At 70.1% G+C, this 25,001-nt stretch carries 23 protein-coding genes; 15 read left to right on the plus strand and 8 right to left on the minus strand.

Features of this window, described 5'->3' with window-relative positions:
• Positions 1–26: 26 nt before the first annotated feature.
• A complete protein-coding gene (locus tag DFP88_RS10145) occupies positions 27–1,448 on the plus strand; it encodes a DUF5928 domain-containing protein (RefSeq protein WP_245904772.1) in 1,422 nt (473 codons plus the stop codon).
• Positions 1,449–1,460: 12 nt separating this feature from the next.
• A complete protein-coding gene (locus tag DFP88_RS10150) occupies positions 1,461–1,820 on the plus strand; it encodes an HIT domain-containing protein (protein ID WP_110814375.1) in 360 nt (119 codons plus the stop codon).
• Here DFP88_RS10150 and DFP88_RS10155 read toward each other — a convergent pair.
• A complete protein-coding gene (locus DFP88_RS10155) occupies positions 1,817–2,698 on the minus strand; it encodes a mechanosensitive ion channel family protein (protein WP_110814376.1) in 882 nt (293 codons plus the stop codon). The genes DFP88_RS10150 and DFP88_RS10155 overlap by 4 nt on opposite strands.
• A 127-nt stretch (positions 2,699–2,825) precedes the next feature.
• Here DFP88_RS10155 and DFP88_RS10160 point away from each other — a divergent pair, with 127 nt between their 5' ends.
• The 5 genes from DFP88_RS10160 to DFP88_RS10180 all read left to right on the plus strand — a co-directional run bounded on the left by DFP88_RS10160 (position 2,826) and on the right by DFP88_RS10180 (position 7,952).
• Positions 2,826–3,056: a zinc-finger domain-containing protein gene (locus tag DFP88_RS10160; RefSeq protein WP_110814377.1), complete on the plus strand. Its 231-nt coding sequence runs from the start codon at positions 2,826–2,828 to the stop codon at positions 3,054–3,056.
• 163 nt (positions 3,057–3,219) lie between these two features.
• Positions 3,220–3,816: a hypothetical protein gene (locus tag DFP88_RS10165; RefSeq protein ID WP_110814378.1), complete on the plus strand. Its 597-nt coding sequence runs from the start codon at positions 3,220–3,222 to the stop codon at positions 3,814–3,816.
• A 140-nt stretch (positions 3,817–3,956) separates the two neighbouring features.
• The gene (gene polA / locus DFP88_RS10170) at positions 3,957–6,773 is read left to right on the plus strand and encodes a DNA polymerase I (protein WP_110814379.1); all 2,817 of its coding nucleotides are present in this window, start codon (positions 3,957–3,959) and stop codon (positions 6,771–6,773) included.
• On the plus strand, positions 6,770–7,378 hold the full coding sequence (locus tag DFP88_RS10175; RefSeq protein WP_181418616.1) for a trypsin-like serine peptidase: 609 nt from the start codon (positions 6,770–6,772) through the stop codon (positions 7,376–7,378). Before polA ends, DFP88_RS10175 begins: the two co-directional genes overlap by 4 nt.
• Before the next feature lie 100 nt (positions 7,379–7,478).
• Positions 7,479–7,952 (plus strand): pyridoxamine 5'-phosphate oxidase family protein, encoded by a 474-nt coding sequence (locus tag DFP88_RS10180; protein WP_110814380.1) that lies wholly within the window; start codon positions 7,479–7,481, stop codon positions 7,950–7,952.
• A 60-nt stretch (positions 7,953–8,012) separates the two neighbouring features.
• Here the strand turns inward: DFP88_RS10180 and DFP88_RS10185 are convergent, their stop codons facing one another.
• Positions 8,013–8,474 carry an Hsp20 family protein gene (locus tag DFP88_RS10185; protein ID WP_110814381.1) on the minus strand — a complete coding sequence of 154 codons (462 nt, stop codon included), beginning with the start codon at positions 8,472–8,474 and terminating at the stop codon, positions 8,013–8,015.
• A 145-nt stretch (positions 8,475–8,619) separates the two neighbouring features.
• The gene (locus DFP88_RS10190) at positions 8,620–9,525 is read right to left on the minus strand and encodes a trypsin-like serine peptidase (protein WP_110814382.1); all 906 of its coding nucleotides are present in this window, start codon (positions 9,523–9,525) and stop codon (positions 8,620–8,622) included.
• Positions 9,526–9,690: 165 nt separating this feature from the next.
• Here DFP88_RS10190 and DFP88_RS10195 point away from each other — a divergent pair, with 165 nt between their 5' ends.
• The gene (locus DFP88_RS10195) at positions 9,691–10,392 is read left to right on the plus strand and encodes a DUF599 domain-containing protein (RefSeq protein ID WP_110814383.1); all 702 of its coding nucleotides are present in this window, start codon (positions 9,691–9,693) and stop codon (positions 10,390–10,392) included.
• On the opposite strand, the gene rpe is transcribed toward DFP88_RS10195, so the two are convergent.
• From rpe to DFP88_RS10210, 3 genes are all read right to left on the minus strand, one after another.
• Entirely contained in the window at positions 10,389–11,087 is a 699-nt protein-coding gene (gene rpe / locus DFP88_RS10200) for a ribulose-phosphate 3-epimerase (protein WP_110814384.1), read from the minus strand. The genes DFP88_RS10195 and rpe overlap by 4 nt on opposite strands.
• Before the next feature lie 80 nt (positions 11,088–11,167).
• On the minus strand, positions 11,168–11,428 hold the full coding sequence (locus DFP88_RS10205; protein ID WP_110814385.1) for a hypothetical protein: 261 nt from the start codon (positions 11,426–11,428) through the stop codon (positions 11,168–11,170).
• A gap of 36 nt (positions 11,429–11,464) precedes the next feature.
• On the minus strand, positions 11,465–12,277 hold the full coding sequence (locus tag DFP88_RS10210; RefSeq protein WP_110814386.1) for a L,D-transpeptidase: 813 nt from the start codon (positions 12,275–12,277) through the stop codon (positions 11,465–11,467).
• Between the two features lie 196 nt (positions 12,278–12,473).
• Here DFP88_RS10210 and DFP88_RS10215 point away from each other — a divergent pair, with 196 nt between their 5' ends.
• Together DFP88_RS10215 and DFP88_RS10220 are read left to right on the plus strand one after the other, a co-directional pair.
• Positions 12,474–13,463, plus strand: coding sequence for a P1 family peptidase (locus tag DFP88_RS10215; RefSeq protein WP_110814387.1), 990 nt, complete (start codon positions 12,474–12,476; stop codon positions 13,461–13,463).
• A gap of 65 nt (positions 13,464–13,528) precedes the next feature.
• On the plus strand, positions 13,529–15,004 hold the full coding sequence (locus tag DFP88_RS10220; protein ID WP_110814388.1) for an NAD-dependent succinate-semialdehyde dehydrogenase: 1,476 nt from the start codon (positions 13,529–13,531) through the stop codon (positions 15,002–15,004).
• A gap of 61 nt (positions 15,005–15,065) precedes the next feature.
• On the opposite strand, the gene DFP88_RS10225 is transcribed toward DFP88_RS10220, so the two are convergent.
• The gene (locus DFP88_RS10225) at positions 15,066–16,316 is read right to left on the minus strand and encodes a Gfo/Idh/MocA family protein (RefSeq protein WP_110814389.1); all 1,251 of its coding nucleotides are present in this window, start codon (positions 16,314–16,316) and stop codon (positions 15,066–15,068) included.
• Positions 16,317–16,499: 183 nt separating this feature from the next.
• Here DFP88_RS10225 and DFP88_RS10230 point away from each other — a divergent pair, with 183 nt between their 5' ends.
• Positions 16,500–18,665, plus strand: a complete 2,166-nt coding sequence (locus DFP88_RS10230; RefSeq protein WP_110814390.1) for an esterase-like activity of phytase family protein — start codon at positions 16,500–16,502, stop codon at positions 18,663–18,665.
• Positions 18,666–18,720: 55 nt separating this feature from the next.
• Here DFP88_RS10230 and DFP88_RS10235 read toward each other — a convergent pair whose 3' ends face one another.
• Positions 18,721–19,290, minus strand: a complete 570-nt coding sequence (locus tag DFP88_RS10235) for a DUF1285 domain-containing protein (RefSeq protein WP_245904773.1) — start codon at positions 19,288–19,290, stop codon at positions 18,721–18,723.
• A gap of 175 nt (positions 19,291–19,465) precedes the next feature.
• On the opposite strand from DFP88_RS10235, the gene DFP88_RS10240 reads away from it, so the two are divergent.
• From DFP88_RS10240 to DFP88_RS10255, 4 genes are all read left to right on the plus strand, one after another.
• Positions 19,466–19,975, plus strand: a complete 510-nt coding sequence (locus DFP88_RS10240) for a GrpB family protein (RefSeq protein WP_110814392.1) — start codon at positions 19,466–19,468, stop codon at positions 19,973–19,975.
• Between the two features lie 361 nt (positions 19,976–20,336).
• Complete coding sequence (locus DFP88_RS10245; RefSeq protein ID WP_181418617.1) at positions 20,337–21,341, plus strand: AAA family ATPase; 1,005 nt, start codon at positions 20,337–20,339, stop codon at positions 21,339–21,341.
• Positions 21,338–22,213, plus strand: coding sequence for a DUF58 domain-containing protein (locus DFP88_RS10250; protein WP_110814394.1), 876 nt, complete (start codon positions 21,338–21,340; stop codon positions 22,211–22,213). The genes DFP88_RS10245 and DFP88_RS10250 overlap by 4 nt, the downstream gene beginning before the upstream one ends.
• A complete protein-coding gene (locus tag DFP88_RS10255; RefSeq protein WP_110814395.1) occupies positions 22,213–24,993 on the plus strand; it encodes a DUF4159 domain-containing protein in 2,781 nt (926 codons plus the stop codon). The genes DFP88_RS10250 and DFP88_RS10255 overlap by 1 nt, the downstream gene beginning before the upstream one ends.
• Positions 24,994–25,001: the final 8 nt, after the last annotated feature.

Genomic DNA, 25,001 nt, shown 5'->3' on the forward strand with positions numbered 1-25,001 from the left:
CGCAGGTCCGCGAAGGGGTGCGGGACGTGCCGGGCATCGTGCCGACCCGCCGCCGCATCGCCTGCGGCTGGGGCGACTGGAGCCTTGTCGCCGCCACGCTCGAGGCGCTGGAGACCGCCGTCGCCGCCTTTCCCGAGGCCGGGCATTTCTACCTGCTGTCCGGCGACTGCCTGCCGATCAAGCCCGCGGGCTTCGTCCGGGCCCGGCTCGAGGCGGCGCAGACCGACTGGATCGAATGCACCGATTTTCTGACCGGCGGCTGGATCCGCACCGGCATCCGCGAGGAACGTCTGATCTACCGCCACCCCTTCAACGAGCGGCGTCAGAGGCGGGCGTTCTATGCCGCGCTGGGTCTGCAGCGGGCGCTGCGCCTGTCGCGGCCATTGCCCGAGGGGCTGCGGGTGATGATCGGCAGCCAGTGGTGGTGCCTGCGCCGCGAGACGGTGATGGCGCTGCGCGTGCTGATCGCCGCGCGTCCCGACCTGCCGCGCTTCTTCCGCCGAAGCTGGATCCCGGACGAGACCTTCTTCCAGACACTGGTCGCGCATCTGGTGCCGCGGGCGCAGATATCGGGCCGCCCGCCGACCTTTCTGATGTTCAACGACTACGGCATGCCGGTCACCTTTCACGACGATCACCGCGGCCTGCTGCTGCGGCAGGACGCCTTCTTTGCCCGCAAGGTGAGCGCCCATGCGGCGCGGCTGCGGGGCGAGCTCTGGTCGCTCTGGTCCGGGGAGGGCAGCGAGGTCGCCGTCTCGGGCGACGGGCCGCGGCAGATCGACTACCTCGCGCGGCGCGGGCGCGAGGGCACGCGCTACGCCCCGCGCATCTGGGATGCCGGCATCGGCGCGGGCCGCCGCCTGCTGATCGTCACCTGCAAGAAATGGGCCCCGGCCCGGCGGCTTGTCGATAGGCTCGCGCAGCACGCGGGGGTGCCGGCGCTGGGCCATGTCTTCGACGACGAGGCCGCGCCGCTGCCCGACCTTGGCGGGATCGAGCGGGGGATGGAGAAACGCTCTCGCCATCGCCGCGCCGTGCTGCGGCTGATCTTCGACGTGCTGGAAACGGACCGGCTGGCGATCTGCCTCGATCCCTCGCGGATCGAGGTGATGCGCGATTTCGCCGCCGACGGCTGCGATACCGCGCTGCTCGAGATGCAATGCGAGATCTCGGACGACTACCTCGCGGCGCATGCGCAGCGGCTGGGGCTGGCGCCGATGGGCTGCGGCGGCGCCGAGGCGCTCGAGGTGGCGCCGCTTCTGCCCTCGTTGCGGCAGGAGCTGGCGCAGGAGGCGCGGCAGCTGCGCGCGGCGGGCCTTGGCCGGCACGAGGTGCTGCGGCAGACCGACCCCGCCGGCGAGCAGGCACAAGCCCTGGCCCGGGCACTGTCGATCCCGCTGGACGTCGCGGCGCGGATCGTCGACACACCGGACCTGTTCGAGGATTGACCGGAGGCCAGCGTGACCGACCGCTACGACGACCAGAACATCTTCGCGCGCATCCTGCGCGGCGAAATTCCGAACAAGACCGTGCACGAGGACGACTGGGCCCTCGCCTTCGAGGACGTCGCTCCCAAGGCGACGGTGCATATCCTCGTGATCCCCAAGGGGCCTTACGTCGATTACGGCCATTTCGCGCGCGAGGCCTCGGACGACGAGATCCTGGGCTTCACCCGCGCGCTGGGCCAGGTCTGCGAGCAGGCGGGGCTGGAGGGCGGCTACCGCGTCGTCGCGAACACCGGCGCGGACGGCGGGCAGGAAGTGCCGCATTTCCACCTGCACATCCTTGGCGGCGAGGCGATCGGCCCGATCCGGGCCTAATCCTGCTGCGGCGGCGCGAGGGGGTTGCCGGCCCCCTCGCCGGCGAAGATGACGACCTGCTTGGGGTAGGGCAGCTCGATCCCCGCCTCGGTCAGCGCAATGTAGACCGCATGGATCACCCGCGCGTTCACATGCACCACCGAGGCGCGGCGCGAATCGGTCCACCAGCGCAGCTTGATGATGTTGCCGCTTTCGCCGATCTCCCATGGCAGGGCCTCGGGCGCGGGGTCGGCCGCGACCCCCTCGCATCCGGCGGTGGCCTTCACCATCAGCCGCACCGCCTCGGCCCAGTCGGAATCGCTGCCGATCATCACGTCATGCTCGGTCCGGCGCTGGGCGAAGGCGGTGTTGACGATGACCGCGTCGGTATAGATGTCCGAATTCGGGATCACGACGCGGCGCCCGTCGTAGGTGCGGATCAGGGTGGCGCGGGTCTCGATCTTCTCGACCGTGCCCTCGTGCCCGCCCGAGACGATCTGGTCGCCGATCTCGAAGGGCTGGCGGATCAGGATCAGGATGCCCGCCAGCAGGTTCTGCAGGATGTCCTTGAAGGCAAAGCCCACGGCAACGGAGCCGATGCCGAGCCCGGATAAAAGATCGGCCGGCGTGATCGAGGGGGCGACGATGGTCACCGCCAGCATCAGCCCCACGATCCGCACCGTCCAGGACAGCAGGCTGCCGCCGACCTCGCCCAGGTTCTCGCGGCCGCGGCGGTGCCCGGCCCGCAGCGCCAGCCGCCGCACGACGCGCGAGAGCAGCACGAAAAGCAGCAGCACCACGAGCGCGACGGCGATGTTGGGAAGCAGCCGGAAGAAGCCGTCGGCCCATTGATCCAGCTTGGACAGAACCTCTCGGGCGGCCGGGTCGATCTCGTCCAAGCGGGGACTCCTCTTCTGCGTCGCGGGCAACCTAAGCAGACATGGCCGGTTCCGGCGCGGCAGGTCAACTTGCCTCAGGCCGTCAAGAGGCTATGATGGCGCCCGAACCTTGCATCAGGATCCCGCAATGACGCTTCCCGCGCCCGAAACCACCATCACCGACGATTGGCGCGTGGCCTGCGACGGCTCCGGCCCCGGGCTGGGACATCCCCGCGTCTGGCTGGTGATCCCGCATGACACCGGCTTCGTCGAATGCGGCTATTGCGACCGGCGCTTCGTCCACCGCTCCTTCGCCGAGAAGGGCGAGGCGGGGCTGGACGATCTGACCCGGGACGAAGATCGGTCGGGCCAAGCCTGACGCGGCGGGCGCCTGCGGTTTCCCCCGCGGCGCCGAAGATCCGGTCCCTGCCATAGTGTTGCCATAATCGGGCCGCTGTCTTGACGTATTCACGCAGCGGTCACGCCAGCGTTAGACTGGGGTGAAACGCAGCGTCCATCGTCACGTCGCAAGGACCTGCTCCATGACCCTCAAGACTCTTCTTCTCGGTGCCGTCGCGGCCACCGCCCTCGCCGGCAGTGCCGCCGCCTCGATCGTCGTCAATGCCTACGAGCAGGACGGCAGCGTCGTCTTCTCCTACAGCGGCAGCCTCGATCTGACCGGGATGCGCGTCTCCTCGACGCAGATCGCCAATGCCGGCACCACCCCGCGTAACGGCAGCCTGACCTTCGGCGCCTATAGCCGGACCCCGCCGACGGCGACGCCCGCCTTCGACTTCTACAGCGGCTTCACCGGTCTCGGCGCCTTTGGCGGCGGTGGCTTCACCCGCTTCACCCAGCCTGCCGATACCTTCACCGGGGCGCAGCTGTCGCTCTCGTCCCGCAGCATCGGCGTTCTGGCTGGCAGCACCGGCGGCGCGATCTCGGGCACGACCGTGCTCGCGGATGCCAGCTTCGACTCGCTGGGCCTGTTCCGTGGCAGCTACAGCGGCTCGACGATGAACGACACCGTCACGCTGACCATCGGCGATGCGCCGGCCCCCGTGCCGGTGCCGGCCTCGCTGCCGCTGCTGCTGGGCGCGCTCGGCCTGACCGGGCTGGTGCTGCGCCGCCGCGGCTGACCCCTCGCGCACCGGGCCGCATGGCGCGGCCCGGTGCCCCCTTCCGCATACGCCCCATCGCGGCGGCCCGGGCGGCTGGCAGAACGGGGCGGAACATGGCATGACCGCCCTCTATGCGGCGCCATGGCGGAGACGAGCGAATGACCCAGTTCGGCAAAGGCTGTCACCTTCACCTGATCGACGGCTCTGCCTTCATCTTCCGCGCCTACCACGCGCTGCCGCCCCTGACGCGCAAGTCCGACGGCCTGCCCGTCGGCGCGGTCTCGGGCTTCGTCAACATGCTGCAGCGCTACGTGGACGGGAACACCGGCCCGGATGCGCCGACCCATGTCGCGGTGGTCTTCGACAAGGGCTCGCACACCTTCCGCAACGACATGTACGACCAGTACAAGGCGAACCGCGAGGCGATGCCCGAGGACCTGCGCCCGCAGATCCCGCTGACCCGCCGCGCGACCGAGGCCTTCAACATCGCCTGCAAGGAGCTGGCCGGTTTCGAGGCCGACGACATCATCGCCACGCTGTCCTGTCAGGCGCGCGAGGCCGGCGGGCGGGTGACGATCCTGTCCTCGGACAAGGACCTGATGCAGCTGGTCGGCGACGGGGTCGAGATGCTCGACCCGATGAAGAACGTCCGCATCGACCGCGAGGGCGTGATGGCCAAGTTCGGCGTCGCGCCCGACCGCGTCGTCGATGTGCAGGCGCTGGCCGGCGATTCCGTCGATAACGTGCCGGGCGCGCCGGGCATCGGCGTCAAGACGGCGGCGCTGCTGATCAACGAGTTTGGCGATCTGGAGTCGCTGCTCTCGCGCGCCGAGGAGATCAAGCAGCCCAAGCGGCGCCAGACCCTGATCGAGCATGCCGAGCAGATCCGCCTGTCGAAGCGGCTGGTCGCGCTGGACTGTAACACGCCGCTGGACTTCACGCTGGACGAACTGGAGGTGCGCGATCCCGATCCCGAGGCGCTGCTCGCCTTCCTGTCGGAGATGGAATTCCGCACCATCACCCGCCGCGTCGCCGAGAAGCTGGGCGCCGAGGCGTCGGTGATCGAGGATCGCCCCGACGCCGGTGCCCCGGTCCAGGCGCAGGAGGCCGCGCCGATCGACCCCGATGCCTACGAATGTGTGCGCGACGCGGCGGCCCTGCAGGTCTGGATCGATCGCATCTACGAGGCCGGTTACGTCGCCTGGGACACCGAGACCAATGGCCTCGACGAGATGCGGGCCGAGATCTGCGGCCTCTCGCTTTGCGTGGAGCCGGGGCAGGCCTGCTACATCCCGCTGCAGCACAAGGGCGAGGGGGAGGGCGATCTTTTCGGCGGCAATGCCCTGGCCGATGGGCAGATGCCGATGGAGGAGGCGCTGGCCCTTCTCAAGCCGATGCTCGAGGATCCCTCGATCCTGAAGATCGCCCATAACGCCAAGTTCGACGGCAAGGTCATGGCCCGCCTCGGCATCGAGGTCGCGCCGCTGGATGACACGCTGCTGATCAGCTACGCGCTGAACGCCGGGCTGCACAACCATGGCATGGACGAGCTGTCGGAACGCTACCTCGGCCACCAGCCGATCCCGATCAAGCAGCTGATCGGCACGGGCAAGTCGCAGATCACCTTCGACAGGGTCGAGATCACGGCCGCCACCCGCTACGCCGCCGAGGATGCCGACATTACCCTGCGGCTGTGGAAGCATCTCAAGCCGCAGCTGCACGTCAAGCATGTGACCACCGTCTACGAGACGCTGGAACGTCCCCTCGTCCCCGTGCTCGCGCGGATGGAGATGGCGGGGGTCGAGGTCGACCGCGACGTCCTCAGCCGCATGTCGGGCGCCTTCGCGCAGAAGATGGCCGCCCTCGAGGAAGAGATCGAGGGGCTGGCGGGGCGCAAGTTCAACGTCGGCTCGCCCAAGCAGCTGGGCGAGATCATGTTCGACGAGCTGGGCCTGACCCTGCCCGAGGGCAAGAAACCCTCCAAGGGCAAGACCGGCGCCTGGTCCACCGGGGCCGATGTGCTCGAGGATCTGGCGACGCTGCACGAGCTGCCGGCCCGCGTGCTGGACTGGCGGCAGGTCTCGAAGCTGAAATCGACCTATACCGACGCGCTGCAGCAGGCGATCAACCCCGAGACGGGGCGGGTGCATACCAGCTACTCCATCGCCGGGGCGAACACCGGACGCCTCGCCTCGACCGATCCGAACCTGCAGAACATCCCCGTCCGGACCGAGGAAGGGCGCCGCATCCGCGAGGCTTTCGTCGCGCCCGAGGGGCGGGTTCTGGTCAGCCTCGACTACTCCCAGATCGAGCTGCGCATCCTCGCCCATATCGCCGGGATCGAGGAGCTGAAGCAGGCCTTCCGCGAGGGGGTGGATATCCACGCGCTGACCGCCTCGGAGATGTTCGACGTGCCGCTCGACCAGATGACCTCCGAGGTGCGGCGCCAGGCCAAGGCGATCAACTTCGGCGTGATCTACGGCATCTCGGGCTTCGGCCTTGCCCGGAACCTGCGCATCCCGCGCGAGCAGGCGCAGCGCTTCATCGACCGCTACTTCGAACGCTTCCCCGGCATTCGCGCCTATATGGACGAGACCATCGCCTTCGCGAAGAAGAACCTCTTCGTCGAGACGCTCTTCGGGCGCCGCATCAACACCCCCGAGATCGCCGCCAAGGGGCCGACCGCAGGCTTCGCCCGCCGCGCCGCGATCAACGCGCCGATCCAGGGCACCGCCGCCGACATCATCCGCCGCGCGATGATCCGGATGGAGGCGGCGACGGCCTCCGTCCCCTCGGCGCGGATGCTGCTGCAGGTGCACGACGAACTCCTGTTCGAGGTGGACGAGACCGAGGCAGAGCCGCTGATCGCTGCCGCGCGCGGCGTGATGGAAGGCGCCGCCGATCCGGCGGTGAAGCTGGACGTGCACCTCGAGGTGGACGCGGGGCAGGGGCGCAGCTGGGCGCAGGCGCATTGATCCTGCGGGCGCTGGCGCTGGCCGCCGCGCTCGCCCCCGCCGGGGCACTGGCGCAGGGCGTGCCGGTGCCAGCGCCGCTGGACGGCATCGCCCGCGCGAACTGGAGCGGCTGGGACGTGCGCTGGCACTGCACTGCCTTCGCCGTGGCGCCCAGCGTGGCCGTCACCGCCGGCCACTGCCTGACCCCGCTGTCCCTGCCGCGCCTGACGCTGCTGTTCGGCTACGATAGGGCGGATTATGCCGAACGCCTCGTGCCCGGGCGCGCCGTGACGCTGGGTCCAGATACCGCGGCCCTCTGCCTGCCGGGGGAGGCGCCCGAGGCGCTACCCGTGGCGGAAGCGCCGCCGCGGGTGGGCGATCTGCTGCGCGTCACCGGCTATGGCCGCCCGCGAAAGGAGGTGCAGACGGAGGTCGCCTGCACCGTGCTGCAGGTGGAGGACGAGGCGCTGATCCTCGACTGCCCGTTGACCCACGGCGCCTCCGGCGCGCCGGTGCTGACGCTGGACGGAGAGGTCGTGGCCGTCGCCTCGGGCACGACCGAGACATGGTCACGGGCGATGCGCCTTTCTCCCGCGGCCCTGCAGGCCTGCGACACAGCGCAGTAGCGCGCGAGGCCCGAGGCGGGCGCGTGGAACGCCCGGCCCCGGCCGACCGTTCGGTGCCAGAAGCGGGCGCTGCCCGCCCCACTCCGAAAGGATCGATCCAATGTCCGATCACGTCACAGAATTCTGGGACCGTCTCGGCGATTTTCAGGCCGGCATGCTGGGCACCACCGCCTCCGGCCGCCTCGTGCCGATGGCGCATTACCCCGACAAGGAAGGCGGCAGCCTCTGGTTCGTCACCCATGCCGGGACCGAGCTGGCTGCCGAGAGCAAGCTTGGCCCGCAGGAGGCGATCTTCATCGGCTCCAGCGAGAAGCAGGGCCTCTATACCCATATCCGCGGCATGCTGCAGGTCGAGCACGACCCCCAGAAGCTGGACGAGATCTGGAATGCCGTGGTCGCCAGCTGGTTCGACCATGGCGAGCGCGATCCCGACATCACGCTGATGCAGTTCAAGATGGCGGCGGCAGAGGTCTGGGCCTCGGTCGGCGGGGCCAAGTTCCTCTACGAGATCGCCAAGGCGCAGGTCTCGGGCCAGAAGCCGGACGTCGGCGACAACTATACCCTCAGCTTCTGAGGCACGAAAAAGGGCGCGGAGGTGATCCGCGCCCTTTGCGTCAGGTGACGGCGAGGGGCCTCAGCCGTCGTTCTCGACAAGCTGGCGCTTGGTCCCGGCCTTGCTGGCGATCTCGATCCGGCGCGGCTTCAGCGCCTCGGGCACCTCGCGCACGAGATCGATGTGCAGCATGCCGTCGACATGGCTGGCGTCGGTGACGCGCACATGCTCGGCCAGGGCGAAGCGGCGGTCGAAGGCGCGCGTGGCGATGCCGCGGTGCAGGAAGGTCCGGCCGGTCTGATCCTCGGCGAGCTGGGCAGAGATGATCAGCGCGTTCTCACGCACCTCGACGCTCAGGTCGTCGGCCGAGAAGCCGGCCACGGCGATCGAGATGCGCCAGGCGCTCTCGCCGGTCTTCTCGATGTTGTAGGGGGGGTAGTTCGTCTGCCCGGTCTCCTTGGCCATCACGCGGTCCATCAGGTCAGCGACCTGGTCGAAGCCGACGGTGGCGCGGTAGAGCGGGGCGAAGTCGAAATTGCGCATCTGGGTCATCCTCGTGCAAGCGATAACAATGCCGGCCTTCCCTGCCGGGACAGGCCGCGTTTCCTGCCGGAACCCCTGTCGGGCACCCCGGCGAGGCAGATTTGGGAATGGGCTGTCGGCGGGTCAAGAGGCCCGGGCGCGCATTTCAGGGGCGAACCCAGCGGGCCCCGGTATCGCTGCGCTCGCCGGCGCGCAGCACCCTGACAGAGGCCGGCGCGAGGCTGCGAAAGCTGCTGACCAGCCCCTCGGGCAGCGGCGCGGCCGCGTCCTGCGCCCCGTCCGTGGGCGATTGCGGCGCGGGCAGGCCGGCGACGAGGGTGCCCGGATCGGCCGGCGACAGCTGCACCATCAACGCCTGCAGCGTCTCGTCCAGCGCGACGCCGACGGCGACCGGCTGCCCCTCCATCTCGGCCTTGGCCGAGACGATGGAGACGAGGCGCGGCGTTTCGCCGTCGAGGCGGAAGACCGGTGCGCCCGAGGCGCCGAAATCGACCTCGCAGGACAGCACGACAAGCTCTTCCTCGCGCCCCAGAACGGCGCAGACCTCCTGCAGGGAGGCCGCCTCGGACCGCCCGCGCGCGTAGGAGACGATGCCCACGCTGTCGCCCGTCGCCGCGCCGCGCATCACCGCGAAGGGCTGCACCTCGATGCCCACGGGCGCCGAAAGCTTCAGCAGGGCAAGATCGTAGGGGCTGGCCCGCGTCGCCCCGGCGCCGCCGAAGACGTAGCGCGGCGGATGCACGGCCACGACGGCGCTGCGTTCGGCCAGCGCGGCGCCGTCGCGCAGACCGGCACGGAAGGTGATACGCTCGGGCGCGACGCGGGCGCCGCTGTCGCGGTCGTAAAGGCAATGCGCCGCCGTCAGGACCACGTCGCGGGCGATGAGCGACCCGGTGCAGAACCGCTTGCCGTCGATGTCGAGCCGGCCCACGGCCTCCCAGCCCTGCGTTTGCAGCGGGGCGGAGCCTGATGCGGGCGCCTGCGCCGACGCGGCCAGCGGCAGCGCCGCCGCCAGAACGCAGCACAGAATCATCGCGGTCAGCCCATGCATGCGCAAGGTCGTCCTTCTAGCTCGTGCTCCAGCATAGGGGCAGGGCGGCGCCACGGGAACCCGGCCCGCCGCGGGCGCGGCGCCGCTGTGGCCGGCTTGCCCGGCGATGCCGCGGATCGCGCGTGCCCCCTGCCCAAGCGCTTCGGCACGGCCTAATCTGCCGGCATGAGCCCGCTCGAGAACCTGCATCTTCTGACGCCGCTCGATGCCGCCGCGCTGGCGCTGCTCTGGCTGGCCTTCTTCGCCACCGGCTGGCGGATCGAGCATCCGGGCCGCGCGCCCAGCGTCACGGTCCTGATGTCGCAGTACCGCCGCGCCTGGATGGCGGAGTTCCTGCAACGGGACAACCGGATCTTCGATTCGCAGATCCTCGGCAGCCTGCGGCAGGGCACCTCCTTCTTCGCCTCGACCTGCCTCTTGGCGATCGGCGGGGTGCTGGCGCTGCTGGGCAATACCGAACCGCTGCAGGGCGTGGCCGAGCATATCGCCGCGGTCGAGATGCCGGCCGCCCTGTGGCAGATCAAGCTGCTGCCGGTTACGCTGCTGCTGTCGCTCGCCTTTCTGAAGTTCGTCTGGGCCCACCGCGTCTTCGGCTACTGCGCGGTGATGATGGCGGCGGTGCCGCAGGATGCCGCCCACCCCGAGGCCGCGCCGCGTGCCCTGCGCGCCGGAGAGTTGAACATTCGCGCCGCCTGGAACTTCAACCGCGGGCTTCGGGCGATGTATTTCGCGCTGGCGGCGCTGGCCTGGCTGCTGGGCGCGGCGGCGATGATCGCCGCGACGCTTTTCGTGGCATGGCTGCTGTGGTCGCGCGAGTTCAGCAGCGTGCCGCGCGACATCCTGCTGAAGCCGAAGGACGAGGGCTAGCCTACGGTCAGCCCGGCCTCGGCGGCGCTGCGGATCGCGGCGATGTTGTCGCCGTAGACCTGCGCCGCATCGGGCGAGCCGCCGCGGAACACCGCCGATCCCGCGACGAGGACATCGGCGCCAGAGGCCGCGGCCCGCCCGGCGGTGCGGGTGTCGATGCCGCCGTCGACCTGGATGTGCACGGGACGGTCGCCGATCATTCCGCGCAGGGCGGCGACCTTGTCCAGAACCGGCTCGAGGAAGGCCTGCCCGCCGAAGCCGGGGTTCACCGTCATCGCAAGGATCAGGTCGACGCTGTCGAGCAGCGGCGCCGCCGCCTCGGCCGGGGTGCCGGGGTTCAGGGCGAGGCCCGCCTTCATCCCCGCCGCGCGGATCGCCTGCAGCGTGCGGTGGATATGCGGGCCGGCCTCGGCATGGGCGGTCAGGATGTCGGTGCCGGCCTCGGCAAAGGCCTCGATCAGCGGATCGACCGGCGCGATCATCACGTGCACGTCCATAACGCCCTTGATGTGCGGGCGGATCGCCTTGGCGACGCCGGGGCCGATGGTCAGGTTCGGCACGAAATGATTGTCCATCACGTCGACATGCACCCAGTCCGCGCCCTGCGCCTCGATGGCGCGGCACTCCTCGCCCAGGCGGGCGAAATCGGAGGAGAGGATCGAGGGGGCGATCTTGATCGTGCGGTCGAAGGTCATGGCGTCTCGCAGTCTGGGGCCCTGTCCGGGCATCTGTCTGCGCCCGATCTAGCCCAGCGGGGCGCGACAGTCACGCGCCGCTACTGCGCCAGCCCCGCCGCGGCGGCGATCAGCGCCAGCGGGATCACCAGCACGCCCCAGATCAGGCGGCGCCTTATGTCGCCCTGCCGGATCGCCAGCCCCTCGCGGACGAAGGCCGCGCGGTCGCCCTCGCGGATCTCCTCGTCCCATTGACGCTCGAGCCGGGCGCGGCAGCGATCGCGCGCCCAGAGCGAGAGGCACAGGTAGACCACGCCCAGCACGAGGCTGGCCAGAAGGAGAAGGCGAAGCAGGGCGGGCATCGGTCTGTCGCGCGGGCAGGGCGCCCGCGCGAAAGCCTACTGGCCCGAGATCTGCGGCGGGCCGCTGCGCGCGGCGGCGGCGTAGATCTCTTCGGGCGGCACGTAGGTGGGGTCCAGCTCGCGGCCGCGATTGGCGAGGGCCTGCCCCTCGATCCGCACCGACTCGTCGTAGCTGCGCACCGTGACCAGCGTGTCGCGCGGCACCATCGGGTAGAGGAAGATGATGTCGTGGTTGAAAAGCCGGATGCAGCCCGCTGAGCCGGAGTTCCCGATCGAGGCCATGTCGTTGGTGCCGTGGATACGGAAGTAGGTGTCGCGCCCGCCCTGGTAGAGATAGAGCGCTCGCGCGCCCAGCGGGTTGGCGAGGCCGCCCGGAACGCCGCCTGCGAAGCCGCCGTAGATCTCGGGCTCGGTGCGCAGCATGTTCGCGGTGGGCGTCCAGCTGGGCCAATGCTCCTTGCGGCGGATCACCGTGTCGTAGCTCATCGACTTGCCCTGCCGGCCCACGGCGATGGGAAAGCGCCAGGCGTTGCCGTCGTTCTGCACCCAGTACAGGAACTTGGCATGCGGATCGACTTCGATGGTGCCGGGCGCTTCGGTGCCCGTGTAGCGCAGGTTCATGCGGCGGTTGACGCCCTGCAGGTACTCGGGCGGCACGGGCGGCAGGCGGTAGCCGTCATCCTCGATCAGCCCGTAGCCGGGCACGATCTGGTCGACGGGCACCCCGCCGATGAGTTGCATCTGGGGGACGGTTTCAGGCACGGCCTGGCGCGCGCAGGCGCCGACCGCCAGAAGCGACAGGCCGGCAAGGCCGCGCAGCGCGCCGCGGCGTGTGGTGGTTGAGTGCATAGGTGGCAGCCTTTGACACGAGGGTTCCGCCCTAGGTAACATCAGCGTGGCATTAGGCAATCGCCTGCCGATCAACGATTTGCGGGTGCGTGATGCATGTCACGGCCTGTGCCTGGCCGGGGACAATGATGACATATTCCGTCGACCTGCGCGCGACAGGCGCCGATCCTGCGGCGCCGCGCCGGTGACCGGGACGATGCAGCCGGGCCCGCGCAACCTGATCACCGACGTCGCGGGGCTGCGGGTCGGCAATGCCTCGGACGACATGCTGAAATCGGGCGTCACCGTGGTGACCGGCGATGCCCCCTTCACCTGCGGTGTCCATGTCATGGGCGGCGCGCCGGGCACGCGCGAGACCGACCTTCTGGCCCCCGACAAGAGCGTGACAGACGTAGATGCGCTGGTGCTCTCGGGCGGGTCCGCCTTCGGCCTCGACGCGGCCTCGGGCGTGATGGAGGGGCTGCGCCGGAGGGGGCGCGGGGTCGCGGTCGCGGGCTTTACCGTGCCGATCGTGCCTGCGGCGATCCTCTTCGACCTCGCGAATGGCGGCGACAAGGACTGGCAGCAAAACCCCTATGCCGCGCTGGGCGCGCGGGCGCTGGAGGCGGCGGGGCAGGACTTCGAGCTGGGCAGCCATGGCGCCGGCACCGGCGCCCTGACCGCCGATCTCAAGGGCGGGCTCGGCTCTGCCTCGGTCGTGCTGCCCTCGGGCGTCACGGTGGGCGCGCTGGTCGCGGTCAATGCGCTGGGGCCGGCGGTCGTGGACGGCGGGCCGCAGTTCTGGGCCGCGCCCTGGGAAGAGGGTGCGGAATTCGGCGGCCTCGGCCCCGCGCGCGGGCCTTTCGGACTGCCGGCGACGAAGCTGGGGGTGCGGCTGGGGCAGAACACCACCATTGCCGTGGTCGCCACCGATGCCGCGCTGGACAAGGCGCAGGCGACGCGGATGGCAGTGGCGGCGCATGACGGCATGGCCCGCGCGCTGGGCCTGTCGCACAGCCCGATGGACGGGGACCTGGTCTTTGCCGCCGCCACCGGCGTGCGGCCGCTGCCCGAGGCGCCGGATGCCGCGCTCTGGCTGGGCCATGCCGCCGCGATCTGCCTCGCGCGCGCCATCGCGCGCGGCGTCTACATGGCCCGGCCCGCACCGGGCGACCTGCTGCCAAGCTGGCAGGCGCGGCACGGCTAGGGCACTGGCGCCGCCGCCGCCGCGCCCCATATCGGCGAGGGATGTTCTGCGAGGGAGCCCGCATCATGCCCGACGAAACAAAGACCGATCTGACCGCCCGCCTGCAGGAGCCGCGGCTCCTGCGCGAAGAGGCCTTCGTCGGCGGCGACTGGGTGCAGGCCGATGGCGGCGCCCGCTTCGAGGTGACGAACCCCGCGCGCGGCGACGTGATCGCCAGCCTGCCCGACCTCGGCCGGGCCGAGATCGCCCGCGCCATCGACGCCGCCCATGCCGCGCAGCCCGCATGGGCCGCCCGCACGGCCAAGGAGCGGGCGCAGATCCTGCGGCGCTGGTACGATCTTCTGATGCTGCACCAGGAGGATCTCGCCGTCCTGATGACCGCCGAGCAGGGCAAGCCGCTGACCGAGAGCCGGGGCGAGATCGCCTATGGCGCGGGCTTCATCGAATGGTTCGGCGAAGAGGCCAAGCGCCTCTACGGCGAGACGATCCCAGGCCACCAGGCGGACAAGCGGATCACCGTGATCCGCCAGCCCATCGGGGTCGCCGCCTCGATCACGCCCTGGAACTTCCCCAACGCGATGATCGCCCGCAAGGTCGCCCCGGCGCTGGCCGCGGGCTGCGCCTTCGTCGCCCGCCCCTCCGAGCTGACGCCGCTCTCGGCGCTGGCCATGGCCTGGCTGGCAGAGGAGGCGGGGGTGCCCAAGGGCGTCTTCTCGGTCGTGACCAGCACGGATGCCGCCGGCACCGGGCAGGAGTTCTGCGAGAACCCGAAGGTCCGCAAGCTCAGCTTCACCGGCAGCACCGAGGTCGGGCGTATCCTGCTGCGGCAGGGCGCCGACCAGGTGATGAAGATGTCGATGGAGCTGGGCGGCAACGCGCCCTTCCTCGTCTTCGACGACGCCGATCTGGATGCCGCCGTGCAGGGCGCCATTGCCTGCAAGTTCCGAAATGCCGGGCAGACCTGCGTCTGCGCCAACCGCATCTACGTGCAGTCCGGCATCTACGACGCCTTCGCCGCAAAACTGAAACAGGCGGTCGAGGCGCTGCGCGTCGGCGACGGGCTGGAGGAGGGGACCGACCTCGGCCCGCTGATCGAGCCAAAGGCGCTGGACAAGGTGAAGGATCACCTCGCCGATGCGCTGGATCGGGGCGCCAGCGTCCTGACCGGCGGGCAGGCGCTCGAGGGGCAGTATTTCCAGCCCACCATCGTCACCGGCGCGACGCAGGCGATGAAGGTCGCCCGCGAAGAGACCTTCGGCCCCTTCGCGCCGCTCTTCCGCTTCGAGACCGAGGAAGAGGCCGTGGCCCTGGCCAACGACACGATCTTCGGCCTCGCCAGCTACTTCTACTCCAAGGACGTCAGCCGCGTGACGCGGGTGAGCGAGGCGCTGGAGTACGGGATCGTCGGGATCAACACCGGCATCATCTCGACCGAGGTTGCGCCCTTTGGCGGGGTCAAGCAGTCGGGTCTGGGGCGCGAGGGGTCGCGGCACGGGATCGAGGAATACGTCGAGATGAAATACATCTGCCTCGGCCTCTGAGGCTGGACGTCCGAGGGCGGGCGCCGGGGGGCTTCCGCCCCCCGGTCCCCCCGAGGCGCCCCTACTGCACCCTTCCGTCCCTGTTGAGAGAGACCCATTCCCCGCGCTCTGCGGCGGCATAGATCGCCTCCATCAGGTGCATGTCGCGCAGCCCGGTCTCGCCCGTCTCAGCAAAGTCGTTGCCGTCACGCACCGCGCGGCTGAAGGCGTCGATCTCGCCCATGAACTGCTGCTCCGACGGCATCGGCGCCATCGGCGTTTCGGTCCCCTCGGCGGTGGAGAGCGTCAGCCGGTTGCCGGTATAGCTGGTCGCCGGGTCGAGAACGCCGGTGACATCGGCGCCCCAGAGGTCGATCCGCTTCTTGTTCGCGATATAGCCCGACGAGATGTTGGCCGTGCGCCCCGAGGGGAAGTCGAGCGTGGCGGTGCAGATCGCCTCGATCTCGGCGAAGCGATCGTCGGGCAGGCCGGGCGCATGGGTCTGCGCCGCCAGCCGCACCGGCACCTCGCCCAGCAGCCAGATCAGACCGTTCAGGGAATAGATGCCGATATCCATCAGGCTGCCGCCGCCCGCCAGATCGCGCCGCATCCGCCACTGGTCCCGCGTGGCCGAGGGGTCGAGCGGGCGGTGATGATCGGCTGTGGCAAAGCGCACGTCGCCAAGCTCGCCGCGATCGTACATCCCCTTCAGCATCAGGTTATGCGGCTCGTAATGGGCGCGGTAGGCGATCATCAGCTTGCGCCCGTTGGCATCGCGCGCGTCCAGCATCCGCTGCGCGGCGGCGCTGTCGGCGGCAAAGGGCTTTTCGCACATCACGTCCTTGCCCGCCTCGAAGGCGGCGATGACATTCTCTTCGTGGATGGCATTGGGCGTGACGACGTAGACGACCTGCACGCTGTCGTCCTCCGCCAGCCCGGCCATGTCGTAGCCGTAGCGCGATCCCTCTGGCACGCCGTAGGCCATGCCGAGGCGCGACAGCTTCTCCGGCGTGCCGGAGATCAGGCCGGTCAGCTTCGCCTGGCCCGCCTCGACGATGGAGGGGACGACGTAGTTCTGGGCGAAATGGCCCAGCCCGCAAACGGCCCAGCCGACCTGATCCTCGGGGGCGGCGGGCTCCGGGTTGAAGCCGTCGAGGCTGGGCATCGGCCGGCCCGTGGCGCTGGTCGGCAGGTCGGGCGCGGGCGGCGTGCCGCCGGTGCCGACCCCGCTGGCGGCCTGCGCCAGCAGCGGGCCGGCGCCCAGCGTTCCGGCCCCGAGGCCGAGGGCGGAGCTGCGCAGGAACGCGCGGCGAGAGGTCTTGGTATCCGGCATCGGCTGTCTCCCTCAAATGCTGCGGCACCTCATCCAATGCGCGGCCCGGCGCGGCGTTCCCTCTCCCCCGGATTGTATACGCAGGCGGGGGGCCGGCGATTTCATCGCCCTGTCGCCTCACCGTTACGCCGCCGTCACATCGGCGGGCCAAGGCAGCGCGACACACCGAGAAGGACCTGCCCCATGCCGCTTCGCCTGCTTTCCATGACCTCGATCCTGGCGCTGACCGCCGGCGCCGCCGCCGCGCAGGACAGCGCCTTCAACCGGATCGCCAGCTTCGCGGCCGACAGCAACATCGCCGAAGGCGCGGACCGCGAGGCCGAAACCTCGGCCGAGATCATCGACGCCAGCGAGGACGGCATGACGCTGATCTACACCGACAGCCCGCTGGGCACTGTCGGCCTGATCGACATCAGCGATGCCGCCGACCCGCAGCCCGGCGGCACCATCGACCTCGGCGGAGAGCCGACCTCGGTCGTGGTGATCGGCAGCACGGCCTATGTCGGCGTCAATACCTCCGAGAGCTTCACCGACCCCTCGGGCCACCTCGCGGCGATCGACATGACCGCGGGCAGCGCAGAGGCTGAAACCTGCGATCTGGGCGGCCAGCCCGACAGCATCGCCGCCGCGCCGGACGGCAGCTTCGTCACTGTCGCCATCGAGAACGAGCGCGACGAGGATCTGGGCGACGGCCGCGTCGGCCAGATGCCCGCAGGCGAGCTCGTCATCCTGCCGCTCGCCGAAGGCGCGGTCGGTTGCGAGGGGCTGATCCGGGTCGATGTCACCGGCCTTGCCGAGATCGCCCCCGAGGATCCCGAGCCCGAGTTCGTGGACGTGAACGAGGCTGGCGAGATCGTCCTGACCCTGCAGGAGAACAACCACATCGTCGTTGTCTCCTCGGACGGCACGGTGCTGAACGACTTCTCCGCCGGCACGGTCGATCTGACGGAGGTCGACGCGACCGAGGATGACGCCCTCTCCTTCACCGAGAGCCTGTCGGACATCCCGCGCGAGCCGGATGCGGTGAAGTGGATCGACGCGGATCACTTCGCCACCGCGAACGAGGGCGACATGGACGGCGGCAGCCGCGGCTGGAGCATCTTCCACAAGGACGGCACGCTGGTCTACGACAGCGGCAATACCTTCGAACATGCGCTGATCGAGATCGGGCACTACCCGGAGGGCCGCTCCGAGAACAAGGGCGTGGAGCCCGAGAGCGTCGAGACCGCGACCTTCGACGGCACGCCGCTGGTCTTCATCGGATCTGAGCGCGGCTCTGCCGTGGGGGTCTACGACGTGACCGATCCTGCCGCGCCGGTGCTGCTGCAGATCCTGCCCTCGGGCATCGGGCCGGAAGGCTATGTCGCGATCCCCGAGCGCGGCCTGCTGGTCAGCGCCAACGAGACCGATCTTGGCGAAGACGGCGGTCCGCGCGCCCATGTCATGATCTTTGAGCATGGCGAGAGGCCGGCGCAGTATCCGACGCTGACCTCTGCGGGCGCCGATGCGCTGATCGGCTGGGGCGCGCTCTCGGGCCTCGTCGCCGGGACGGACGGGATGCTTTATGCCGTCAACGACAGCTTCTACGCCGGCAGCCCGATGATCTTCACCATCGACCCGAGCCAGAGCCCGGCGCGGATCACCACGGCGACGCCGGTGACCGAGGGCGGCGAGACGCGCAGCGATTTCGACATGGAAGGCATCGCGCTGGACGGGCAGGGCGACTTCTGGATCGCGAACGAGGGCCATGCCGAGAAGGGGCGCCCGCAGGCGATCTTCCACGTCGGCGCGGACGGCGCCATCATCGAGCAGGTCGACCTGCCCGCAGACCTGACCGCCGGCGCGACGACCAACGGTCTTGAGGGGATCACCTTGGCCGCGGACGGCAGCCTCTGGATGGCGGTGCAGCGCGAATGGGCGGACGATCCCGAAGGCATGGTCAAGCTGCTGAACTACGACCCCGAGAGCGGCGCCTGGACGGCGGTGCACTACCCGCTGGAGACGGCCGAGACCGGCTGGGTCGGCCTGTCCGAGATCACCTTCCACGACGGCGCGCTGTACCTGATCGAGCGTGACAACCAGATCGGCGCGGCGGCGCAGCTCAAGCAGGTGACGCGCGTCAGCCTCGATGGCGTCACGCCCGCGGCGCTGGGCGGTGAGCTTGCGGTGGTCGAGAAGGAGGTCCTGCGCGACCTGATCCCCGACCTTCAGGCCTTCGGCGGCTACGTCGTCGACAAGGTCGAGGGGCTGGCGATCACCGAAGATGGCACCGCCTGGGCGCTGACCGACAACGATGGCGTCGACGACAGCTCTGGCGAGACCTTCCTCTGGAGCTTCGATCTGAACTGATCGCGGCGCGCTGCGGACTTGCGGGGGCCTTCGGGCCCCCGTTCTGCCTTGTGGGTCAGGGAAGCTCCGCCGCCGGGATGATCGGGAAGAACTGCCCCTCTGACCGGACGCCGAACCAGTCCGCCCCCTCGTGCGGCGCGGTCTCGCCCAGATCGACGAGGCGGTAGAAACTCTTGCGGTCGATCAGCGCCTCGAGGCCGCCGCGCACCAGCACGAAGGGCTCGGGCTCGCCCGTCCGGGGATCGCGCTCCACGCGAATCGGATGCTCGGGGCCGGCTGTCACCCGCTCTCCGACATTGGTGGTGAAGACGAGGGCCGCGCCCTCGCGCGTGATGTCGGTGGCGACGAAGGGGGCCGTCTCGACCGTCAGCCCGACCTTCTCGACCGGGGTCACGAGGAAGTAATCCTCGCCCTCGCGCTTGAGGATGCCGGAAAACAGCCGCACCAGCCCCTCGCGCCCGATCGGGGTGCCATTGTAGAACCATGTCCCGTCGCGCGCGATGCGCATGTCGAGATCGCCGCAGAAGGGCGGATCCCACAGGTGCACCGGCGCCGGGCCGCGCGCGGCGATCTGACGCGCCGTGCTGGCGATGCTGTCGGCGGTGGCGGCGGTCCTGTCCTGCAAGCGATCCTCCCGCGGCGGCTGGGTCACGGCCACAGGCTCGCACGTCTTTCGACGCGGCGCTACCATCCTCGTTTAGGGTCAGCGGAAGGGGCAGGCGCGGCGCAGGGTAGCTTGGAGCCCAGACATACATCTTTTTGCATTGTAGCGAGTGGCGGCTTTGCCCTAAAGGCGCGGAATGAAGCTTACGAGTTCAATCACTGATTATGACCAGAGTTGGCCCCGTCTCTTTTCGGAAGAGGCAGGACGATTGCAGTTGGTGTTTGGCGATGCCTGTATCAACATCCATCATGTTGGCAGCACTGCGGTTCAGGGTTTGGCTGCTAAACCTGAAATCGATATTCTAGCGGTGGTTTCCAATGCCTGCAGTTTGGATGATTGGCAGGCTGAGCTGACTGGCCTGGGCTATAGGCGCGGTAAAGACTTGATGGAGGGCCATCATTTCTTCAAACGCGATGTTGGTGGGATCAGAACCCACAAGCTTCACGTCTGCGTTTCGGGCCATTCACAGATTACTAGAATGCTTGGGATACGAGACCATCTACGTAGCAATTCTTGTGATCGCCGGGCATATGCAGAGCTCAAACTACGCCTTGAGAAAGAAAACAGAACCGGCATTGCTGAATACCTAGCAGGCAAGGCCCCATTCCTGGACGAACTATACCGCAAGGACCAGAAAAAGACATAGCCGATATTGGCGCAAACGCAGCGAAATGGCGTTTTGTCCGGCCTCCGGACATTGTAGCCGTCGCGGTGCGGGCTTTCTTCGGCACGTGCAGGCCGGACGGCCCGGCGTCGAGCGTGATGAGCACCGATCCGGACAGGCCCAGCGAGGCGCCCGCCCCCACCAGTGCGAGCGGCGGGCGCACTCATTGACCGGCGCGATGCCGGACGGGCGAAGGACCTCGTGCCGCCCTGCCAAGGCGCATTCATGCGCGGCCCGCCACCGGCTCTCGGGTTCTCACTGTTCTTTGTGTTTGCGCTCCTCGGCACGCGGGGTATCGACTGGGCCCGAACCATGACCTGCACGGACGGCAAGGGGCCTGCTGATGAACGATGCGGAACTGCTGGCACAGATCGAAAGCCTTGGACTTCGGCTGAACGAGGCGCGCAGCTCGATCTCGCGCCGGTTCATCGGGCAGGAGCGGGTGGTGGAGCTGACGCTGTCCGCGCTGATCTGCGGCGGGCATGCGCTGCTGGTCGGGCTGCCGGGGCTGGGCAAGACGCGGCTGGTCGATGCGCTTTCGACCGTGATGGGCCTGCAGGGCAGCCGCATCCAGTTCACCCCCGACCTGATGCCCGCCGATATTCTGGGCAGCGAGGTGCTGGAGACCGGCGAGGGTGGCACCCGTGCCTTCCGCTTCATCGAGGGGCCGGTGTTCTGCCAGCTTCTGATGGCGGACGAGATCAACCGCGCCTCGCCCCGCACCCAGTCCGCCCTGCTGCAGGCGATGCAGGAGCGCGAGGTGACGATCGCCGGCCAGCACCGTCCGCTGGGCCGCCCGTTCCACGTGTTGGCGACGCAGAACCCGCTGGAGCAGGAGGGGACCTATCCGCTGCCCGAGGCGCAGCTTGACCGCTTCCTGTTCCAGATCGACGTGCCCTATCCGACCCGCCAGACCGAGCGCGACATCCTGATGGCCACGACCGGTGTCGAAGAGGCCGAGGCGCAGGCCGTCTTCACCGCCGATGAGCTGCTCGAGGCGCAGCGCCTGCTGCGGCGGATGCCGGTGGGCGAGGGGGTGGTCGAGATGATCCTCGATCTGGTGCGCGCCTGCCGCCCGGAGGAGGGCGAGGCCCCCGCGCAGGTGAAGAATGCCGTCAGCTGGGGCCCCGGCCCGCGTGCCGCGCAGGCGCTGATGCTGGCCGTGCGCGCCGAGGCGCTGCTGGACGGGCGCCTTGCCCCCGGCGCGCAGGACGTCGCGCGGCTGGCCGCGCCGGTGCTGTCGCACCGCATGGCCCTCAGCTTCGCCGCCCGCGCGCGGGGCGAGAGCCTTGCCGGGCTGATCGACAGCGTCGCAGCGCAGGTCACGCGGAGCCAGGCGGCGGCGTGACCGAAGCGGGCCCCATCGCCCTGCGCGCGCGGGCCGAGGCGCTTGCCGCGCCGCTGCCGCCGCTGCTGGCCGAGGCAGAGCATCTCGCCGCCACGGTGACGATGGGCGAGCATGGGCGCCGCCGCCCCGGTGCCGGCAGCGCCTTCTGGCAGTATCGCCCGGCGCTGCCCTTCGATCCCTCGGGCAGCATCGACTGGCGCCGCTCCGCCCGCTCGGACGAGGCCTACGTGCGCGAGACCGAATGGCAGATCGCGCAGAGCGTCATGCTCTGGGTCGATCCCTCGGCCTCGATGGATTACGCCTCGCCGAAGATGGCGCCCAAGAAGGAGCGGGCGCGCCTGCTGGCGCTGGGTTCGGCGGTGCTGCTGACCCGCGGCGGCGAGAGGGTGGGCCTCTCGGGCCTGCGCCTGCCGCCGCGCCGCCATGCCGGCCAGCTTCTGCGGCTGGCAGAGCTTCTGGCGCAGGACGATCAGGCCGATTACGGCGCGCCCGATATCCACGGCCTGCCGCCGCAAAGCCGCGCGCTGTTCCTGTCGGACTTCCTCGGCGATCCCGCCCCGGTGGAGGCCGCGCTGACCGGCGCTGCCGAACGCGGCGTGCGCGGCGTCCTGATGATGGTCCTCGACCCGGCCGAAGAGGGCTTTCCCTTCGGCGGCCGCACCATCTTCGAAAGCATGGCGGGCGGGCTGCGCCACGAGACCCGGCAGGCCCGTGACCTGAAGGACCGCTACCTCGAGCGGCTGGCCGAGCGGAAGGACAGGCTCGCGGCGCTGGCCCGTGCCACAGGCTGGCTCTTCGAGGTGCATCACACCGATGCCAGCGCCGCCTCGGCACTGCTGTGGCTTTACGGCGCGCTGGAGCGGCGCGGCTGATGCTCATGCTCGGCCCCCTCGGTTTCACCGCGCCCTGGCTGCTGCTGGGGCTGATCGTGCTGCCCGCGCTCTGGTTGATCCTGCGCGCCGTGCCGCCGGCCCCCGTGCGCCGCCGCTTTCCGGGCGTCGCGCTGCTGCTGGGGCTGGGCGACCGCGAGGCGCAGGCCGACCGTACGCCCTGGTGGCTGATGCTGCTGCGGATGCTGGCGCTGGCCGCGCTGATCGCGGGCTTCGCCGGGCCGATCCTGAACCCGACGCCGCAGCCGCAGGGCAGCGGGCCGCTGCTGGTCATCGCCGACGGCACCTGGGCCGATGCCCGCGACTGGGACAGCCGGGTGGAGCGGATGCAGGCCCTCCTGACAGAGGCGCAGCGCGCCGGGCAGCCCAGTGCCGTGGCGGTGCTGACGGAGCTGACCGAAGAGACGCCCGCACCCGAGTTCACCGGCGCCGAGGCGGTGCTGCTGCGCCTGCCCAGCCTGCAGCCGCAGCCCTATGCCCCCGATGCCGAGGCGCTTTCGGCCTGGGCGGACCGGCTGGAGGGGGAGTTCGACACGCTCTGGCTCTCTGACGGGCTGGAGCGCGACAGCCGCGCGCCGCTGCTCGCGGCGCTGCAGGATCATGGCAGCGTCAGCGTCTACCAGGTGCCGCGCCAGACCCTCGGGCTGCGGCCGGCGGCCTATGAGAACGGCGAGATCGCGATTTCGGCCGTGCGCACGCCGACGGGGCCGGCGACCACGGCCGAGCTGTCGGTGATCGGCCTCGATCCCGCCGGGGTGGAGCGGCAGCTTGCGACGGCGCCGCTGGACTTCGCCCCAGGCGAGGCGGTGGCGCAGGTGGCGCTGACCCTGCCGCCCGAGCTGCGCAACCGCGTCACCCGCTTCGAGATCGCGGGCCAGCGTAGCGCCGGCACCGTGGCGCTGGCCGACGACGGGCTGCGCCGGCGCGAGGTCGCGCTGATCGAGCCGGAGGCGGGGGGCGAGGGCCTCGACCTGCTCTCGCCGCTGCACTACCTGCGCGAGGCGCTGGAGCCGACCTCCGACCTGATCGAGGGCGGGCTGGACACCGCCATTCCTGCCAATCCCGACGTGATCGTCCTTGCCGACGAGGGCGCGCTGCCCGCGGGGCAGGACGAGGCGCTTCAGGGCTGGGTCGAGGACGGCGGGCTGCTGCTGCGTTTCGCGGGGCCGCGGCTGGCCGCCAGCGACGTCGCCCGCCTGCGCGAGGATCCCCTTCTGCCCGTGCGGCTGCGCGCCGGGGGCCGCAATGTCGGCGGCGCCATGAGCTGGGGAGAGCCGAAGACCATGGCGCCTTTCGACGAGGACTCGCCCTTCTACGGGCTGCCGGTGCCGCGGGACGTGACCGTCAGCGCGCAGGTCATGGCCCAGCCCGATCCGGACCTTGCGGATCGGGTGATTGCCCAGCTTGCCGACGGCACGCCCCTGGTGACGCGCAAGGCGCTGGGCGAGGGGCAGGTGGTACTGTTTCACGTGACCGCCAATGCCGAATGGTCCAGCCTGCCGCTGGCCGGGCTGTTCCCCGCCATGCTCGAACGGCTGGCCGTGACCAGCCGGCAGGCGCCGCCCGAGGCGGGCGATCTGGACGGGACGGTCTGGATGCCGGACGAGGTTCTGGATGCGCGCGGCACCCTCTCCGAGGCCGAGACCCTGCCCGGCGTGCCGGGCGAGCGCATCGCGGGCGGCAGCCCCGGCCCCGACATGCCCCCCGGCCTCTATGCCGGCGAGGATCGCCGCCTTGCCGTCAACGTGCTGGAGCGTGACGCGACCCTCGCCCCCGCCGCCTGGCCCGGCAACGTCACGGTCGAGGGGCTGAGCGCCGCGCGCGAGCTGCCGCTCAAGGGCTGGCTGCTGGGCGGGGCTCTGATGCTCCTGCTGGTGGACGTGATCGCGGCGCTGCTGCTGGCCGGTCGACTGCGCGGCCCTGTCGCCGCCGCCCTCGCCCTGATGATGCTGGCGCTGCCGCAGGGTCAGGCGCAGGCCCAGCCGGCGGAGCAGCGCCTGACCCCGCAGGAAGAGGCCTTCGCCGCCGAGGCGACGGATGCCGTGGTGCTGGCGCATGTGCTGACCGGCGATGCCGAGGTGGACGATCTGGCGCAGGCGGGGCTGACCGGCCTGTCGCGCAGCCTGTTCCAGCGCAGCTCGATCGAGCCCGCGGCGCCGATGGGCGTCGATATCGAAACCGACGAGCTGGCCTTCTTCCCGCTGCTCTACTGGCCGGTGACACCCGATGCGCCGCTGCCCTCGCCGCAGGCCTATGACAAGCTGAACGCCTACCTGCGCGGCGGCGGGATGATCCTTTTCGACACCCGCGACGCCGATACCGCCGGCTACGGCAGCGAGACGCCCGAGGGGCGCCGCCTGCAGGCCATCGCCCGCCCGCTGGACATCCCGCCGATCGAGCCTATCCCGGCCGATCACGTCCTGACCCGCACCTTCTACCTGCTGCAGGCCTTTCCGGGCCGCTACGAGGGGCCGATCTGGGTCGAGACCTCGCGCCAGGCACAGGCGGTCGAGGGGATGCCCTTCCGCGATCTCAATGACAACGTCAGCCCGGTGGTGATCGGCGGCAACGACTGGGCCTCGGCCTGGGCGGTGGATGACGCGGGCCTGCCGCTGCGCCCCGTGGGGCGCGGCCAGGCCGGCGAGCGGCAGCGCGAGATGGCGCTGCGCTTTGGCATGAACCTCGTCATGCATGTGCTGACCGGGAACTACAAATCCGACCAGGTCCATGTCCCCGCGCTTCTTGAGCGGCTGGGACAGTAGCGGCGCGC

Origin of the sequence: Pseudoroseicyclus aestuarii (assembly GCF_003217255.1) — a bacterium.
GTDB lineage: Bacteria > Pseudomonadota > Alphaproteobacteria > Rhodobacterales > Rhodobacteraceae > Pseudoroseicyclus > Pseudoroseicyclus aestuarii.